Origin of the sequence: Halobacillus shinanisalinarum (assembly GCF_022919835.1) — a bacterium.
Classification (GTDB): Bacteria; Bacillota; Bacilli; order Bacillales; family Halobacillaceae; genus Halobacillus_A; species Halobacillus_A shinanisalinarum.
Genome location: NZ_CP095074.1, coordinates 3334514 through 3352419, shown reverse-complemented (window position 1 = coordinate 3352419; position 17906 = coordinate 3334514). Strand labels below are relative to the sequence as shown.

The window sequence follows — 17906 nt, the reverse complement described above, 5'->3', positions numbered from 1 at the left end:
ACTCATTTTTAACGAAACCTTTCGCTATTCCAATCGTATGAATAGAATGTTCGGGTCTAGATATCCTGATAAGGTACGACTTAGTCACTGTACACCATTGTCGAAAGGGGATTACATATGAACAAACGTATTGTTGCAAGTATCATCGCCGCGAGCATACTGCTGATAGCCATTGCCTTCCAGAGTATCGGCTTTTTCATGAATGAAAGTTTTTCCGAGAACAAGGCATCGATGCTCCCAGGCGGCCAACAGCCAGAAGAAAAAATCATCGAACGAGGATCGGCGACCAAGCGCATTGCTCAAATCAGCCTAGAAGGTACGATTATGAACAATCCGGGATCAAACCCTAATCCTTTAGGGGGCGGGGGCTATCAGCACGAGCAATTTATTGAAAAGCTTGAAACCATTAAAGAGGATAATTCCATTAAAGGTGTACTTCTCTACGTGAATTCACCTGGTGGTGGTGTCTATGAAAGCGCCGAAATCCATGATCAATTGCAGGAGATTAAAGAAGCCGGCAAAACGATTTACGTCTCAATGGGAGGAATGGCTGCTTCAGGAGGCTATTACATCTCAGCACCTGCGCATCGAATTTTCGCCTCAAATGAGACGTTCACGGGATCTCTTGGGGTGATTATGCAAAGTATCAATTACCAGGAATTAGCCAATAATTTTGGTGTGAAGTTCAATACATTCAAAAGCGGTGAATTCAAAGATATCATGAGCCCGACGAAACCAATGTCAGATCAAGAACGCCAAATCATCCAATCTCTTGTCGATGAATCCTATGAAGAATTCGTCGATGTCATTGCAGAAGGACGCAACATGCCGAAAGACAAGGTTTATGACCTTGCAGATGGTCGAATTTATTCGGGTAAGCAAGCCGTAGAGAACGGCCTCGTTGACGAAATCGGCTTCCAAGATGATGCGTTGAACGCTTTGCAGAAGGAAATCGGCGGAGACCCCCAGGTCATTGAATATAAGGATAATAGCATTGGGGCCTTTTTCGACCTGCCACTAGCGAAAAGTTTGCTGCCGAACAGTGAAATCCGCTTCATCGAACAGCTGATCAGCAATCGACAAGGTCCGACATTAATGTATATGTATAACGAGTAAAGGAGGGTGGAAAATATGGAGACTACCGAACAGCAAACAGCAGGCATGCCAGTCATGAATCTGCTTAAAAGCCAAAAAGATGATATCCAACGGGTGTTATATGCCGGATTCGGCTCTCGTTTCGCCGCCTACTTGATTGATCTGATTGTCATTTGGGGAGTCAATTCCATTCTGACAAGACCGCTCCTCCGTTTGTTCAACCTCGAGGGAGCTAAACTCTGGATCAACATGTTCAGCGCTTCGAACATCACAACATCTATCATCTTTTTCCTTTATTTTATCCTGATGACAAAGTTTTTTCAGGCGACACTCGGAAAGATGATCCTCGGCCTGTCCGTTGAATCGTTGACGAGTGAGCCGCTCACAAATGTGCAGATCATTTCCCGTGAGTGCATCGGCAGATACATTAGTATGGCTCTCCTCGGCCTGCCTTATTTGGTCGTCGCCTTTACAAAGCGCCACCAGGGGATCCACGACTTGTTCGCAGACACTTCCGTGATTAAAAATAAATTCAAGCGGCTTAACGATTCAATTGAAAAGAATCCTGAACAAAGCTAGATGACAAAGCCTGCTTCCTGATTAAGGAACAGGCTTTACCTTACCTTCCTTTAGGTATCTTACTTGGTTCTCCTATTTCATCCCCATTATTATCAGCCTAACTGTTCCTTTATTAACTTTTCATCATCCATCTATGTTAAGAACTGCGCAAAAGGTGTTTAGTTTTATAAAGCAACTTCCTCAATCGTTGAACTTCCCTCGGTTCCCTCTTCATCAAGCCATTTCCAATTCTCATACAACCTAATTCGACCGTCGGGTAAGATTTCTGAAGTTGAAACACATTTTCCGCCCCTTATCTCATTATAGATATTAACGTGATTATATCTAAACTCCAAACACCCATCTTCTCTCACCATTCCAACCAGTGTGCCTAATCTAATTTCTCCTCCATTATAGGTCGCTGAAATTATATTTCCATCTTGTTTATAATCGAAAAAAGTTTTTGAAGAAACTTCTCCATTCGCTGTATTTTCAACTGAAACAAACTTACGTCCGTTATAGTCTATCAAAAAATCGCCTCCTAAAACACTTAATTTTCAGATACTTTATCATAAGTTTATTTGTATAGCTATTCATTTGGCTTCTTCAACTACTTCTTTACAATACAATGAGGAACAGGCACCTTCCTGATTCAGAAAGATGCCCAATTGTTACCTTTACTTTTCAACAACTACTACTTCATTATTAATTTTTTCTCTAATCTGTCGGGCTGCTTCAACCATGTTTTTAAGGGCATCCGTTGTTTCGTTAATTCCTCTTGTCTTCAACCCACAGTCAGGGTTCACCCAGAATTGTCTCGGGTGAAGTACGTCTAATGCACGCAGGATGCTGCTTTCCATTTCATTCACTCCTGGCACTCTTGGACTATGGATGTCGTAAACGCCTAGGCCAATCCCTTTTTCATATGACTTTTTCTCAAAATCTGAAATTAATTCTCCGTGACTTCTGGCGGCTTCTATGGAAATGACGTCGGCATCCAATTGGTCAATGGTGTCCATGATTTCCCCGAACTCGGAATAACACATATGTGTATGGATTTGGGTCTCATCATGCACAGAAGACGTGGCAAGCCTAAAAGCGTAAACGGCTTCCTCCAAATATTCTTTTTGTTTTTCAACTTTTATCGGCAAGCCTTCTCGTAAAGCTGGTTCATCCACCTGAATCATATGGATGTTATTTTCTTCTAAAAACCTTATTTCTTTTTGTAGAGCCAAGGCAATTTGTTTAGTGACTTCAAATTTGCTGATATCTTCACGGACAAATGACCAATTTAAGATGGTTATCGGTCCAGTCAGCATACCTTTCACAGGTTTTTTTGTTAGAGATTGAGCGTAGGTAATTTCTTTTACTGTCATCGGTTTTGTGAGAGATACATCTCCATAAATGACGGGAGGTTTGACGCATCGGGAGCCGTATGATTGGACCCAACCATATCTCGTAAATGCAAACCCATCCAGTTTTTCTCCAAAGAATTCGACCATATCGTTGCGTTCAAACTCTCCATGTATGAGTACATCGAGCCCGATTTCCTCCTGGCGTTTTATCCATTCGTAAGTGTTCTCTTCAATAAACGATTGATAATATTCATCAGACCATTCCCCTCTTCGCCATTTCAGCCGTGCCTGACGAATTTCTTTTGTTTGTGGGAGACTACCAATCGTTGTTGTCGGCAATAGCGGAAGCTCGAAATAATCTTGATGTATTTTCTGGCGACTGGAATAGTGGGTTGAACGTTTTGGTTCAATATCTTTCCATAACTCTACTTCCTTTTGAACGTCTGCTTGATTTCTACTGGAAGACTTCCATAGTAATTCAATACACCGTGTACGTTCTTCTATATTTTTTTCAATCGTATGCCTACCATCATTTAGCCCTTCTGCTAACACTGTCACTTCTTCAAGCTTTTGGTCAGCGAATGACAGCGCATTTTTTATGACAGGGTCCAAGTCCTGTTCGGTGGTTACAGTTACTGGAACATGTAACAAACTGCAAGAAGGCTGTACGATAAGTCGATCTTTTTCAACTTCCGAAAGGAGATGTTCAAGTTGTGCGTATTTTGTGTCTAAATCTTCACTCCAAATGTTTCGGCCGTTAATCACCCCGGCAGCCAGATATTTATCTCTAGGGAAACCGTGCTTCTTCAATGAATCTAGATTGGCTCCCTCATCATGGACAAAATCAAGGCCTATCCCGGCAACTGGAAGGGAAACGACCTCCTTGTAATGATCAACGGATTCAAAATACGTTTGGAGAAGGATCTTTAAACTTGAAACACCATTTTGCATAGAGTCATATACTTCTCTAAATAACTGTATATCATCTTTGGTCATCGGCGTTGTTAGGATAGGTTCGTCCACCTGCACCCATTCGGCACCAGCTCTTTCTAGCTCATGAAGAACTTGTATGTATAGGGGGACAAGTTTTTTCAGCAGATTTTTAAATTCCTCTTTCTCATAACCCTTCGCCAATTTCAAAAATGAAACAGGACCCAGTATAACCGGCTTTCCTATGATTCCGAGTTTTTCTTTAGCTTCCAAAAAGTAATGTAACAGCCGATTCTCCGTTAGTGTTGGCTGGGCATCCGATTCAATCTCAGGCACAATGTAGTGATAATTTGTGTTAAACCACTTTGTCATTTCAGATGCCACCGCTTCATCATTACCTCGAGCGATATCAAAATACAATTCTATTGGCACTTCCCCACCCTTGTGTTGAAAACGGTCAGGTATAAAACCAAACATAACTGCTGTATCAAGCACATGATCATAAAGACTAAAGTCACCAACAGGAATGAGATCAATACCGATGTCCTGTTGCTTTTGTAGATCGTTTGTACGCAAATTCTCCATTTCAGACAAAAATTCACTTTTAGTTAAGTTTTCTTTCCAAAACTGTTCTAGGGTTTTTTTCCACTCTCTCTTTTCGCCTATTCTTGGATAACCAATCGTTGAACTTAATACTTTCGTCATCTTCATTCCTCCATTTTAAGTTTTGTAGACTAATAAAAAAATCTCCCTTTTTAAGAGAGATGGTCATGCAGCATTGGCAAATTCAAACTGTGGAAACAGCCTGAACACGTTACGCTCATAACACCTCCCTATACCTCGTAGGTTTAGTGCATTGTCTCAGGCAGGTCTCCTGACTCCATGATCTTCACTCCCCTGCGCCTTCCCACCCTTTTCTAACAAAAAGATAGTGACACTTCTGCAGGTAGCTACCATTTACAGTGGCGGGACCGTGCCGGATTTTCACCGAGCTTCCCTTTTAAGTTGAATAAGTTACAACACCTGAGTAATCAACGGTATTTAGTTTTCTATGCATGTATGTGTATTGAAATAAGAAAAAGCCTCTCTATATTTAGAGAGGCTTACACATACGCACCCCTCTTATTTCCCAAAGCATTTGCTTTGCTGGAATTAGCACATTATCAACGACTAAACGCTGACAGGTTGCCGGGCATCATAGGGCCAGTCCCTCCGCCTCTCTGAATAAGAGTTTTAATTTAGTTGGTTAAAGGCATACTAGCATGAGGTGAGATAACTGTCAATGTTTTCTGACAAAGATAAAATATAGTTCGCTTTCCTTAAATGATGTCATTATATAGTAAACCCTCATCAAACTGAATAATTTTCAGTCTCTCTGTATTTTTTATGAAAATACTTTTGTACATCTCTTCTCCCTGTTCATTTTCAAAAAGGGCCACGCGTTTATGCGAGTTATCCTCCATTATTTGAATCGAATGCGTTTCTAAATTAATATGTTTTTGCCAAATAGACTTTTCTTCAAATTCTTTTAGATTCTCATGATTAGCTGATCCTGTTTCTGTTTTTACTGTGTTTTCATTTGCCTTCACCCCATCGTTGCCTCCACAAGCTGCAAGGAATAGCATACTCAGCGCAATCAAGATTGTCTTTTTCATTTAAAACATTCCTCCTTCACATTTACCTTCTATGTTAAAAAATGATACTGATAGTTTCCTTAGAATAAACTAAGAATTCGATGAGAAACTTTAGGTCTAAGTGACGATTAGTGCTTTCACGGGGAGTCTCCTCTGCTTAAACAGAAAGCTATCCTGATAAAGAAAGGGACTTTTTTTCTGCTTCAACTATAGACATTTATCAGATAATGTTTTACTATATCCCCTTGTACTTTTAAAACATACAGCAAAGGGGTGTAACAAATGACCCGTTTACAAGTTTCAAGAAACATTGTTTTAGCTGTTTTTATGATTTCAACATTTGCAGTAGGAATGACAGAATATGTCGTAACCGGATTGCTCACTCAATTTGCTTCAGATCTTAATGTAAATGTTTCAACAACCGGCTTACTCTTAAGTGTCTATGCAATCAGTGTTGCTGTTTTTGGTCCTCTCCTACGAATGATTACGATTAAAGTTCCGCCTAAACCCTTGCTTATCAGTTTGATGGTTACCTTTATCATGAGTAATGCAATGGCTGCGATGGCTCCGAATTTCGAGATATTGTTGCTTTCAAGGCTATTCTCAGCAGCGATGCATGCCCCATTTTTTGGACTCTGTATGTCCATTGCCTTTACTATCTCCAAGCCAGAAAAACGCCCAAGTGCGATCGCAGCTGTCCAAGGCGGCCTTACGATTGCCATTATGCTCGGTGTTCCTTTTGGATCGTTTATTGGAGGTGTTTTGGACTGGCGTTATGTATTCTGGTTCATTGTTTTACTTGGTATAATTGCACTGATTGGTCTCGTATTGGTTACACCTAATCAGAAACCTGCAGTTGCACCAAAATTACGCGAAGAACTTCGTATTTTTAAAAATACAAATGTTTTACTTGTGCTTGCGATTATCGTCTTTGGATTCTCCGGCGTTTTTACGGCGTATACCTTTATAGAGCCAATGCTTCGTGAATTTGCTGGCTTTGGGGTTAGCGGTATCACCACGGGGTTCTTTTTCTTTGGGCTCGGTGCCGTTATTGGGAACTTTGTTTCTGGTAGAATACATCCTAACTTCTTAACAGAACGCCTAATTCTAGCTTTAGGCATTTTGGCAGCCGTTTTAGTACTATTCACATTCCTTCTTCCATTTTCAATTCTAGCCTTTGTTATGTGCTTTTTATTTGGAGCAGGAACGTTCGGCACAACGCCTATTCTTAATTCCAAGATTATCCTGGCAGGCACCGAAGCCCCTTCATTGTCAGGAACCATTGCAGCATCGATCTTTAATTTAGCCAATTCTATTGGTGCAACACTCGGCACAATCTTCCTGGACATAGGAACAGGTTTTACGTTAATCACGCTTATTGCAGCCGGGATGATCACATTTGGAATGATTCTAACTATCATTACCCATAAGGTAGAAGATAAATCCCTTTTCTCAACTGCAAAAGGCTAGGCCAATCAAGGTCTAGCTTTTTCTTAATGATCTAAAAAGTCCAATCCAACTTGTGCTTATACAGTAAAATTGAAACGAATCATACAAAACAGTTGACTAACATACTATACGGGGGTATTGTATAAGTATAAGAAAGTGCTTTACCATTTGCTAATGAAGACTCTGAATCTAAGTAATTTTAAAGGAGGATGAAGATGATGCGTAAAAAAATGATAATGGGAATGATTCTACTCATCTCTGCATCGCTGTTAGGCGCATGTACTAATGAAGAACAGGGCCAGCCGGAAAATGAGGAAAACAAAAACATGGAATCCAGTTCTGATGAACATAAAGACATGAACCATTCCAGCTCAGGTGAAGTCCCTAACGATTTAAAGGCAGCGGAGAATCCAACCTATGAAATTGGAAGTCAAGTGATGATCAAAACAGGTCACATGAAAGGAATGGAAGGTGCTGAAGCAACCATAACCGGCGCCTACGATACGATAGCCTATGTTATTTCTTACACACCGACTACTGGCGGGGAGCGAGTTGAAAACCATAAATGGGTGATTCATGAAGAAATTGAAGACGCTGGAGAAGAAAAGCTGGAACCTGGAACAGAGGTTACGTTGAATGCATCGCATATGAAAGGAATGAACGGGGCCACGGCTGAAATTGAATCTGGTCAGCAAACAACGGTATATATGATCTCCTATACTCCAACTACCGGCGGTGAGAAAGTAACGGACCATAAATGGGTAACAAAAAGTGAATTATCTGCTGAATAATGTTTAAAAAATGGAATATTTTTCACACATTAAAAGAGCTTATACCTTAACGGATAAGCTCTTTTAAATTTACAGGAGGAACTCTTTCTATTGCTGTATAAACGTTTCAGGCATGACAACAGCAACTACCGTACCTTTTGCACATAAGGAGCCATTTGCAAATATTTCTGTAGAGACCTCCCACTTTTTTGGATGAATCTCTTTTACTATACCCACGGCTTTTAAAGCAACCCCATTAGGTGTGGGCTTCATAAAGGAAATATTTAACGATGCCGTAACAAACCGCGGCGTTTCCTGTCCATCTCCTGGTTCATATCCATTTTGTCGATGTAATGCTAGTGAAGCCGACCCTGTGCCATGACAATCAATTAGTGACGCAAGCATCCCCCATATACAAAACCGGGCAGGGCCATATGTTCAGGGAGCGGTGTATATATGGTGACCGTTTGATCACCCTGCCACCCCGTTCTGAAATGATGGCCATCCTCATTCAGCCTCCCACACCCATAACACCAAGCAAAGTCTTCCGGGTATTCATCTTGTATTGCATGTACTACTTTCTCTTTCATCGATTTCCTCTCCTTTAGTGTCCAGTTAATTAAATTATTCCGTTGAATATGTAACCATTTCATCAAAAAGGGATCTTTTTTAAAGAAAAATGTTCTTTATACTTATTTCTACTCCACCGCTGGTTCTCCCTGCAAAAAGAATCCTCTCTGTATCAAATAGACAAATAATGTAAACAGTAAGTGTAATGATTTAGGATAAGGTGGTTTTTATGGGAAATTCAAAGGATGTACAATTAACAGCAACAGAAATCGGAATTATATGGTCGTTATATCAATTTAAAACGATGATGGTAAGAGTTCTTGAACACCTTTTGGAAAAGTCAGAGGACAAAGAGTCAAGAAAAATACTGACCAAACTCTATGATGGCGAAGTAAGAATCGTGAATGAATTGACAACGATATTTAACAATGAACAGGCAGCCGTTCCTGTGGGTTTTACTAAAAAAGATGTTATGAAAGGGGTGCCACGTTTATTTGATCACAATTTTGACCTCATGTATATACGCACGATGGCCAAGATCAGCATCGGCTATTACGCTCTATACAGCACCATGTCCTACCGCAAGGATATTAGGAATTTGAATAATAATCTAACTAAACATGCTCAGAAAGTATATGACGAAATAACGGAGCTCCTTTTAAATAGGGGGGTATTGGTACGGCCTCCCCATATTTCCATGCCGAAAGATTCTGAGTTTGTCAAAGATCAAAAATACATCAGCGGCTTCAATTTTTTACAGGAAAAGCGACCTTTAAATACGATTGAAATCGGACACTTATGCTATGCAATTGAAACGAATACTATGGGTATTCAGTTGATGACGGGTTACGCTCAAGCGGCTAAAAATAAAGATGTCCAAAACTATTTTGTCAAAGGGAAAGAATTAGCTCAAAAAATTGTAACAGAATTCAATGACATACTGATGCGAAGTGACATTCAGGCACCCGTTACGTGGACTGCGAAGGCGACTGATTCAACAACACCCCCTTTCTCGGACAAGCTTATGATGTATAACACCAATCTGTTGAGCACATTCGGTCTAGGCAGCAATGTGATCGGAGGGGCATTCAGCTTTCGTCCTGACTTACCTATAAAACTGGCGATGCTGGCTCAAGATATCTTCACGTTCGCGAAAGAAGGAGGCAAAATTATGATTGAAAACAATTGGATGGAAGAACCGCCCCACGCAGAGGATCGTAATAAGTTAACGAATAAAAATCAGTAATGAGATAGGAGATTCGTCTACTACTTTAGCATTAAGGCTCGATTGAAATACAGCTTTTTGGAAAAGATAAGTATGGATTGTAAAAATGGAGGTGTATCGAATGGATGAGAATTATCGTGAATATAGAACAGGTCAAGGTGTACCCAAAACAGGAGAATACTTATGTCAGTCAGGAGAAAGAGTCAAATTTAATGATAATGAAGATTTCCCCGTATGTCCTGTAAGTGGTGAAGAAACAACTTGGAAACATGACGATCAATAACAAATACATTTTTAAAAAAACGAGGGGAGCTCCCCTTGTTTTTTAAATCATATCTGCTCCACACAGGCTGAGTAAACCCCCCCCTTTATAGTAGCCCCTCCCTTAACTAGTTTATGGGATGCGGTATCGTAAATAACGTTAGAATTGTGCAAAGCTTCTATTATGAAAAAGGCACTTTATCCTCATTGAAAAGGAAAGTGCCTTTTTATTTACCGTTGATATAAAATAGTTTGAGCCACTCCAATAAAATACTCTGATTCAACAATAATATGATTCAAGACTACTTTAGCTGTCTGATTGGTGCTAATAGGCTCACTTTCTTCCATAAGCCGTTGGCAAAAGTTAATAAACTGTTGACTCTGTTGTAAGCAAAAGGTAACAAGTTGCATGAGATCCTGGTAGAGTGACACAGTAACTTGTCCATTGGAACGGTTAACTGTTTCAATATACCTTATGACCCGGTGATGCGCCTGGGCAAACTCTTTCTCCCATTCCTTTAATGACTCCACATATTCCTGTTCGAGATTTCTTACCAGCTCTCTGATAACAACCGTATGTTCCTCCTCTTGGTGTTTCCAAAACTCAGCCTCATCTAGCACTCGTAACGGCATCTGGTTCCCATAATAATACTGCATGAAGCAATCCCCCCCATTCTCTAGTTACTATATATATTCGAAAGGGGTGGAATAAGAACTGCCAATAGAGGGTTTTCTATACGGCGTTAACTGTAAATGTCTGTAACTCTACATTCCCTGTCTGGTTTCGGCTTGTTTCTACCATATCACAGCCGGGGACTGTCATTAAGCGAGAATTATTCAGCCCTAATTAAATAGGATTCTACCCATACATACGATGATTCTGACCAAAGCAGAAGGTATTCTTCCCTGATCAAAAAAACTGCCGGCCTTATGACCGACAGCTCCCTCCAGATCAACCCGTATTACGCAAACCTGCCGCAATACCACTAATCGTGAGTAACACTTCTGTGAGTGTATCTTCATTTTCATTTTCTTTTTGACGAAGATCCTTGATAAGTTCTACTTGTAAGAAGTTTAATGGATCAACGTAAGGGTTACGCAGCTTCACCGATTCTTGAATCGTCGGCTGCTGGTCGAGAAGTTCGTGATCACCTGTGATTTGTAAGAGAACCTGTTTCGTCGTATTGAACTCTTCAACGATCATTTGAAAAATGCGCTCACCAAGAACGTGATCATTCACTAGAGCCGTATATTCTTTAGCTGTTTGAATATCTGCTTTGGTTAAGGCCATTTGCAGATTGTAAATGGTGGAGCGGAAGAACGGCCAGTTCTCATACATTTGCTGCAATTGCTTTAGGTGATCATCACTTTGGGAAGCATAGTTTACCAATCCTGTCCCAGAAGCATACCACGCTGGAATTAACTGACGATTTTGGGTCCAGGCAAATACCCATGGGATCGCTCTTAAATTTTCAAACTTCATGCTGTCCTTCCGTTTCATAGGACGAGACCCAATATTCAATCCACTAATTTCTTGAAGCGGTGTCGCTTCATTGAAGTATGTTAAGAAATCTTTGTCCCCAAAGACAAGCGATTGGTATTTTTCAAGAGAGACGTTTGCGATCTCTTCCATGGCTTGTTCCCACTTTTCTTCACGGTTGTGTGCTTGTTCTGACTCTTTAGATACATGAGCTGCTCCTTCAACCAAAGTGGAAACTCCTTGCTCAAGGCTTCGATAGGCAATATCTGTCAAGAGATAACGTGACGATAACACTTCACCTTGCTCGGTAATCTTCACACCGTCACCTAGTGTTTCAGCAGGTTGTGATAGAATACTTCGATTTAACGGACCACCGCCTCTTCCAAGCGAGCCGCCGCGTCCATGGAAGAATTTCAAGCCAACATTATATTCTTTGGCCATATCATGAATTTCTTGCTGAGCTTTATAAAGTCTCCAGTTGGCTGTTAGAGTACCGCCGTCTTTACTCCCGTCAGAGTAGCCTAGCATAATTTCTTGATGGTTATTCATGTCGCTCAAGTGTTTGCTGTAAACACCCATTTCAAACAATGATTTTAAAATCTCGGGTCCTGCCACCAAATCATCTACGGTTTCAAGCAATGGCGCTACGTTCAAATTACTCTCTACTCGTCCATCAGCATGCAGACGGTAAATTCCTGCTTCTTTGGCAAGCACTAATACTTCCAGAAGATCACTAGCAGATTCTGTCATGCTGATCAAATAGACTTCAATTGAGCGTTTGCCAAACTCTTTGTGAGCCTCACGAATCAATTGGAAGACTTTCAACATTTCCTGCGTCTCTTCACTGTAGTCTTCATTCAGTAGAGTGATAGGACGGGGATCTTTCAATACACCCTCAAGCAGCTCAATCTTTTCCGATTCAGAAAGACTAGGATAATCATGATTAATATCTACTTTTTGTAAAATTTCCGTGATCGCAGCTTCATGTTCTCCGCTATGATTACGAATGTCGAGAGTAGCTAAGTGAAAGCCAAATAGTTTCACCTGGCGAACGAGTTTACCCAGCATTTTCAACTCTCGCTTCGACGGTTGATGGTTTTTCACACTGTTTTGAATAAGATCAAGATCTGCTAAAAGTTGGTCGTCTGATGCATAACCTGTTTCCGATTTACCCACCTGACGCAAACGTTCCAGAATAACAGCAAATTTACGGCGATACATTTCTTCCTTCACTCGCCACCTCTTCCCTTCTGGAATGAGAGACTCTTCTTTTTCTACAGAAGCAATCAGTTCTTCACTCACTTTTACACGAGTTGTCGAATGACTGAACCGCTTCATTAATTCAACAAGCACAGCATCATACTTTTTCAAAACAAGCTCCCTCTGCTTGCCCAATGTTTCCCACGTAATCTCTGGAGTAACATTCGGGTTACCATCACGATCTCCACCAATCCATGAACCGAAGCGAAGGAAATTGGGGACATTCCATTTCTCCTCAGGATAACTTTCCTCAAGACGATCCTCTAACTCCTGGTGGATATCAGGGAGTACATCAAATAGGGTTTGATCAAAATAATACAAGCCATTTCGCACTTCATCCATGACAGTCGGTTTCCGATGTCTCAATTCATCGGTTTGCCAAAGGACCGTAACCTCGTTAAACAAGCTTTCTTGGATACGTTCACGCTCATTATCCGTTAGCTGTGGATGATCGAGCTGCATTAATATTGTCGCAATACGCTTTTGAATTTCAAGTACCGTACGCTTCGTCGCTTCAGTAGGGTGTGCTGTAATGATCAGCTCCAATGATAATTGATCGAGCACATCCTGAATGACCTCCTTATCCATGCTATGGTCTTTCAACGATAGAATAGCACTCTCAATGGAATAAGGCTGAACACCTTGATCCTCAAAAAGCTGATATTCGCGACGCCTGCGAATACGATGGTTTTGCTCTGCAATATTTACGAGGTGGAAATAGATTGAGAATGCGCGGATGACTTGGGAACGCATTGGAGGTTGTAGGGTTTGGATTTCACTTTTAAGTTTTTCATACGTAGAGGTCTCGCGATTTCTTCTAAGTTCTTTCGTTAACTTGCGAATGGTTTCCACTTTGTTTAATAACTCTTCCCCGCCGTGATGAACGAGAATCTCACCAAGCATATTACCCAGTAGATTCACATCATGTCGTAAAGGGGTTGTATGGTCGTTTTTTTCTTTTTGAATTGTCACTCTTTCACCATCTCCTGTAATATTTTTTTCCTGAGCGATTCTGATAATAACCCGCCCATATTTTAATTATGTTATCAGAATCTTTTGGATAGTCAAATGGATAAGATCCCCTACCAATCCGTGTAAGCGCTTGATTTATAGGGTTTTTGCAAAATTTAAAGGGGGTTCGTGCATAGAGGGACAGGGGACAAGCTTTAAAAAACACACCTATTTTATAACTAGCATAAATTATTTTTGAATTTTTATCGGAGATGGGGCTAGGTTAGCTGCATTTTTTCCATCTGGTAAACAGAATTGTCTATGGGGTTGCACTAAAACTGCCACAAAATGGATGGAGATCACAAATTGAATACCATCCTTTTTACTTATAGAGGTTGTTCAAAAAGTCACCAAATGATAAGAGGCGAATCTCATCGTTGGCTTGCTGCTAATTTGGCAACTTTTTGAACACTCACTGTAATAAAATTATAAAACTACTAATTGTTTTCCACTTCCGAGCTGGTTTATTTCCATCCTCAACGATACAAGTCCTCTGAAAACGCACAATTTAATACGATTATTGTAGAATAAATCTACTAACACCTAATTATGCGTTAGCAATAAATCAAAAATAGCCTTCTATTGCTTGGATCACATCAAATGGACCGGAACTTTTATTCGAGGGTACAACAAGCTTAATACCTAAATCAGGATACACGGATGAATGAAAACTCACACCAGGATCATACCCCATGATGTGGTATTTAAAAATGTGATTGTTTCTTTTGTTAATCCATATTCCATAACCGTAAGATACGTTATCTTTAACACTTATATATGGAGTCAGCAGGGCATTCGTATATTTTTCACTTAACAGCCGATGGTTAAATAACCCTTCCCACAATTTGATCATATCCGGTGCCGTGATAAAAGCCCCGCCATCAGCCCCACCCTTAATAGGGATAGAATATACATTTGTTCTCAAGGTTTCATCATCTTCATTGCCAATATATCCATAGGCTGTATTTTTGGGGAGGCGGTCTAAAGAAAAATATCCCGAATCTCTCATCCCACACCGATGAAAGACCTCAGACTCAATGTAATCGGTAAAACTGTCCCCGGTTTGTTGTTCAATAATCAACCCCAAAACAATAAAACCAGCATTATTATAATGAAATTTTTCACCCGGATTAAACATCATCGGGTTATTTTGAAACATTGGTAAAAAGTCTGTTAAACTTCTCAAATTGTACACAGGATTTTCCTTCCAAAGCTCTTCAAAATCATCCATGACATCTTCATCAAAATAGTCGGGTATGCCGGAGCTGTGCGTCAAGAGGTGATGGATCGTAACCCTTTCATCGAAATTCGGAAACTCGATATCCAAACAGTCCTTCAGTCGTGTCTGAAAAGAGAGGGCCCCTTTTTCAACCAACTGACAAATGCCTATTGCTGTAAACAATTTGCATCCAGACGCGATGCCAAACCGTGTATTCACTGTGTTTAATAATTCCTCAGCACGATTTGCATAACTATAGGCTGATTCAATAACAACATTATTTTCGTTTTTCATGTACACGACTCCAGAGAACCCTGACTTGCCACTTGTATTTGCTACAATTTTATCAATCTCACTTTTCAGCATGTTGCCCCTCCACTCGTACCATCCTTTATTATCGAATAACAGCGCTTCTTTTTAAGAGCGGTCGTATTTACCATAGACGCTTGTCGTAGCTATTCTCCTTCACTTACCAAAAATCCTTTAATCTGATCTCTGCAATATATGAAATCAAATAAGGCAAAACACAGACATTCGACCATGTTTTGCAACTCTAAGATAACTATTTTTCTAAGCTCTTTTGACCATATCAATATAAAGCTGCTGGTAAGCCTTATATTCTTCATCCATCCCTAGCTCGTGGTAAAGCTTTGCGAGCCATTGCACTGGTTCAGGATCTTCTTCACGGAGCTCCATATCCCAGCTCATACATTCAATAGCCTGCTCAGGGTTATGGAAATAGTGGTACAGTTCGCCAAGGCGTCGTTGTTCACTTGGATCTTCGATAAGACGATTCATTTCATCGACCTTTTGTAAAATCGGGTTCGCAAGGGATATATCCCTCAGCGGTTGGGCCCATTCTTGTATGTAAGGAAGACCTCGTTCGTTCAGTAAGGAAGTGATCGCCTGATGTAGAAAATCAGCGGCTTGATCATCCTTTGATTCAAATAAAGCCACGATCAGTTTTCGTAATCCTTCAGGTGGGGTAGCATTGGCTGTAATTTCTTGCTGTTTTACAATTTTGATCAATCGTTGAGATTGGGATGGCTGCAGCGTAAGTTCATGCTTGCCTATAAAAGTCAATACTTCTTCAAGCTTTTCTTCCTCCATATACAAGTTCAATAAATCTTGTCTTAACGGCTCAACTTCAAGGCCACGTGTGTATAAATCTTCCAGTAATCTCAACCTGTTCATACTAATAAAATGTTCATCAATCAGTGAGTGGAGTATATAATAATCATTCGATGTTTGCGTATGAACCACACGCGTTATGTACATAGCAATCATATCTATCCAACGAGACTGCTCTTTATATAAAGACATTAACTTTTGAAAAGATAGCTCATGATGTTTATTGGAATACAACTTTCTCTCTACATAAATGGGGTCTTTAGCAAGGAATGTCTCATCACCGTGTTTGTAGCGCTCATCGTATTTGGTGAATTGTAAATCGCCTGAGAATGCAGACACCAAGCTATGGTTGGGTGCAAAGTCTTTGAGGATGTGGAGAATGCGATAACACGATAATAACTTTCCATCTCGCCGATCCTTATAGAAAAGAGTTTTGATAAAATCAGCTAGTTTATCTTTTTTAATAAAGGATTCAAAGTAGCTGGCGATCAGGGCCGTTTCTTGAAAAGAGTATTGTTGCTGAAGTTTTTTAAAAAGTTCGTTGAAATTCTGCTTCTTAAAATGAGGATAGGAGGAGACCACTATTTCAATTAGTGGATGGGGCGGTGGTAATGTAACACCTTTTTCAAACGCATCCTTAACATAGGAACGCTTCGTAATTTTCTTTGATGTTACGTAATTTAAATATTGATCTTCGTGAAAAAAGATATAGTAGATCTGGCCCTGTTCATCTGCTGCTTCGATGATTTTGCTTTGTTTATAGATCGTCATACGCCTAATTTCTAATTGGCGTGATTGCTGTTTATCTTTTATATTTATTGCTTGAATCGACATAATCAACCTCCTTATCGTTACCTTGACCATACCATGAAACGGTATATAAAGATACTAATAGTGTGTGTTCAAAAAGTTGATCAATGAGAAACAAGAAGTTCGAGGCCCGAAAGTGTTGAGGACTACAGCGTATGCCTTTCATACGTGAGGACCGGAAAAACCGAGCAACGAAGAAATTCGCCGTTTATCATTTGGTGACTTTTTTTGAACATCCTCTAATACTTCAAGGAGTGATTTAATTCCATCCTCCACTCTCCTAGACAAATTCCGATGATGGGTTCTTCCTTTTATTAGACCGACTGAGCTGTATTCATTCTATAAATGTAGCTTTAAAATAAAGTTTGATCAAAACGGATTCTTTTCTTATGAATTAGTACACATTTTTCATAAAAAAGTTTGATTATTTTCTACCTCTGATCTCCCATAGTCACACCCGTTTCCCGAATAAGCAAAAACCTTCTATAAACCGGGGCGAGCAAGGGTGCGCTCTTTTAGTGGGAAATTCTTAAATAACATGAGAGGATTCTTAAATAACTAGCTAGGATTCTCAAATATCAGGTCTTAGCTTTGAGAAGAACCATATTTTCGTCATTTCTCACAATGTATTACTCAAGAATCTGGCCCTATTCATGAAAAAAAGGCGCAAATCCTTTATTCCGGAAATGCGCCCATTTAAGTAAGATCAGCTGTTAGTGTCAAGAGTAGTCACGATCTTGGAATCGCTTAGAATTACTACGAGAAGGTGGAATACCAAGCAAGACACGTACAACCCCTATAAGAATAAAGGTGATCACTATTCCTAAAGCAATTCCCATAAAATTATGCCCTCCCACTTATGCCTTTTAGTGTACTATCTTGAAACTTTTGTTCACAAAATTTTCCTTTAAATTAATAACAATTATTTCAAATATCTATAACTTTCACAATAAGTTACTCCATTATATGGCCCAATTCAAAAGGACGCACTATTCGATTAGCGCGCCCTTAATAAGAAAATCCACAAATATCAAAATCCATGTATAAACGGTTCAACTTTGTTTTAAACGGTACGACTTTATTTTAAATCCACAATAAAAACGTATAAAGTTTATTTTTTTGTGCAAAATACGAACATTAGTTCGATT

Annotated in this window: 13 protein-coding genes, 1 pseudogene and 2 riboswitches; of the genes and pseudogenes, 6 read left to right on the top strand and 8 right to left on the bottom strand. The window is 40.0% G+C overall.

Annotated elements, in window-relative coordinates:
• Positions 1-117: 117 nt before the first annotated feature.
• Together sppA and MUO14_RS16625 are read left to right on the top strand one after the other, a co-directional pair.
• A complete protein-coding gene (sppA, locus tag MUO14_RS16630) occupies positions 118-1116 on the top strand; it encodes a signal peptide peptidase SppA (RefSeq protein WP_244751720.1) in 999 nt (332 codons plus the stop codon).
• 15 nt (positions 1117-1131) lie between these two features.
• On the top strand, positions 1132-1674 hold the full coding sequence (locus MUO14_RS16625; RefSeq protein ID WP_244751719.1) for an RDD family protein: 543 nt from the start codon (positions 1132-1134) through the stop codon (positions 1672-1674).
• Between the two features lie 164 nt (positions 1675-1838).
• On the opposite strand, the gene MUO14_RS16620 is transcribed toward MUO14_RS16625, so the two are convergent.
• The 3 genes from MUO14_RS16620 to MUO14_RS16610 form a co-directional block, all read right to left on the bottom strand.
• Positions 1839-2183: an avidin-fold protein gene (locus MUO14_RS16620; protein WP_244751718.1), complete on the bottom strand. Its 345-nt coding sequence runs from the start codon at positions 2181-2183 to the stop codon at positions 1839-1841.
• A gap of 147 nt (positions 2184-2330) precedes the next feature.
• The gene (gene metE, locus MUO14_RS16615; protein ID WP_244751717.1) at positions 2331-4643 is read right to left on the bottom strand and encodes a 5-methyltetrahydropteroyltriglutamate--homocysteine S-methyltransferase; all 2313 of its coding nucleotides are present in this window, start codon (positions 4641-4643) and stop codon (positions 2331-2333) included.
• A gap of 142 nt (positions 4644-4785) precedes the next feature.
• Positions 4786-4980, bottom strand: a riboswitch (cobalamin riboswitch).
• Positions 4981-5057: 77 nt separating this feature from the next.
• Positions 5058-5169, bottom strand: a riboswitch (SAM riboswitch).
• Positions 5170-5257: 88 nt separating this feature from the next.
• Complete coding sequence (locus MUO14_RS16610) at positions 5258-5593, bottom strand: hypothetical protein (protein ID WP_244751716.1); 336 nt, start codon at positions 5591-5593, stop codon at positions 5258-5260.
• 261 nt (positions 5594-5854) lie between these two features.
• Here MUO14_RS16610 and MUO14_RS16605 point away from each other — a divergent pair, with 261 nt between their 5' ends.
• Both MUO14_RS16605 and MUO14_RS16600 read left to right on the top strand, forming a co-directional pair.
• Positions 5855-7042, top strand: coding sequence for an MFS transporter (locus MUO14_RS16605; RefSeq protein WP_244751715.1), 1188 nt, complete (start codon positions 5855-5857; stop codon positions 7040-7042).
• Positions 7043-7236: 194 nt separating this feature from the next.
• Positions 7237-7812, top strand: a complete 576-nt coding sequence (locus MUO14_RS16600; protein ID WP_244751714.1) for a YdhK family protein — start codon at positions 7237-7239, stop codon at positions 7810-7812.
• An 87-nt stretch (positions 7813-7899) separates the two neighbouring features.
• Here MUO14_RS16600 and MUO14_RS16595 read toward each other — a convergent pair.
• Positions 7900-8381, bottom strand: a pseudogene (locus MUO14_RS16595) (PaaI family thioesterase).
• Between the two features lie 209 nt (positions 8382-8590).
• Between MUO14_RS16595 and MUO14_RS16590 the strand changes: the two are divergent.
• A complete protein-coding gene (locus MUO14_RS16590; protein ID WP_244751713.1) occupies positions 8591-9607 on the top strand; it encodes a DUF3231 family protein in 1017 nt (338 codons plus the stop codon).
• A 100-nt stretch (positions 9608-9707) separates the two neighbouring features.
• Positions 9708-9869, top strand: a complete 162-nt coding sequence (locus MUO14_RS16585; RefSeq protein ID WP_244751712.1) for a hypothetical protein — start codon at positions 9708-9710, stop codon at positions 9867-9869.
• A gap of 209 nt (positions 9870-10078) precedes the next feature.
• Here MUO14_RS16585 and MUO14_RS16580 read toward each other — a convergent pair whose 3' ends face one another.
• From MUO14_RS16580 to MUO14_RS16565, 4 genes are all read right to left on the bottom strand, one after another.
• Positions 10079-10504, bottom strand: coding sequence for a DUF2935 domain-containing protein (locus MUO14_RS16580; RefSeq protein WP_244751711.1), 426 nt, complete (start codon positions 10502-10504; stop codon positions 10079-10081).
• A gap of 295 nt (positions 10505-10799) precedes the next feature.
• Positions 10800-13559: a phosphoenolpyruvate carboxylase gene (ppc, locus tag MUO14_RS16575; RefSeq protein WP_244751710.1), complete on the bottom strand. Its 2760-nt coding sequence runs from the start codon at positions 13557-13559 to the stop codon at positions 10800-10802.
• Positions 13560-14163: 604 nt separating this feature from the next.
• On the bottom strand, positions 14164-15183 hold the full coding sequence (locus MUO14_RS16570; protein WP_244751709.1) for a serine hydrolase domain-containing protein: 1020 nt from the start codon (positions 15181-15183) through the stop codon (positions 14164-14166).
• Between the two features lie 204 nt (positions 15184-15387).
• Positions 15388-16782 (bottom strand): hypothetical protein, encoded by a 1395-nt coding sequence (locus MUO14_RS16565; RefSeq protein WP_244751708.1) that lies wholly within the window; start codon positions 16780-16782, stop codon positions 15388-15390.
• Between the last annotated feature and the right edge of the window lie 1124 nt (positions 16783-17906).

Coding starts and splice junctions, on each gene's coding strand:
- sppA (WP_244751720.1), top strand. CDS start 118: ATGAACAAACGTATTGTTGCAAGTATCATCGCCGCGAGCATACTGCTG.
- MUO14_RS16625 (WP_244751719.1), top strand. CDS start 1,132: ATGGAGACTACCGAACAGCAAACAGCAGGCATGCCAGTCATGAATCTG.
- metE (WP_244751717.1), bottom strand. CDS start 4,643: ATGACGAAAGTATTAAGTTCAACGATTGGTTATCCAAGAATAGGCGAA.
- MUO14_RS16610 (WP_244751716.1), bottom strand. CDS start 5,593: ATGAAAAAGACAATCTTGATTGCGCTGAGTATGCTATTCCTTGCAGCT.
- MUO14_RS16605 (WP_244751715.1), top strand. CDS start 5,855: ATGACCCGTTTACAAGTTTCAAGAAACATTGTTTTAGCTGTTTTTATG.
- MUO14_RS16600 (WP_244751714.1), top strand. CDS start 7,237: ATGATGCGTAAAAAAATGATAATGGGAATGATTCTACTCATCTCTGCA.
- MUO14_RS16590 (WP_244751713.1), top strand. CDS start 8,591: ATGGGAAATTCAAAGGATGTACAATTAACAGCAACAGAAATCGGAATT.
- MUO14_RS16585 (WP_244751712.1), top strand. CDS start 9,708: ATGGATGAGAATTATCGTGAATATAGAACAGGTCAAGGTGTACCCAAA.
- MUO14_RS16580 (WP_244751711.1), bottom strand. CDS start 10,504: ATGCAGTATTATTATGGGAACCAGATGCCGTTACGAGTGCTAGATGAG.
- MUO14_RS16570 (WP_244751709.1), bottom strand. CDS start 15,183: ATGCTGAAAAGTGAGATTGATAAAATTGTAGCAAATACAAGTGGCAAG.
- MUO14_RS16565 (WP_244751708.1), bottom strand. CDS start 16,782: ATGTCGATTCAAGCAATAAATATAAAAGATAAACAGCAATCACGCCAA.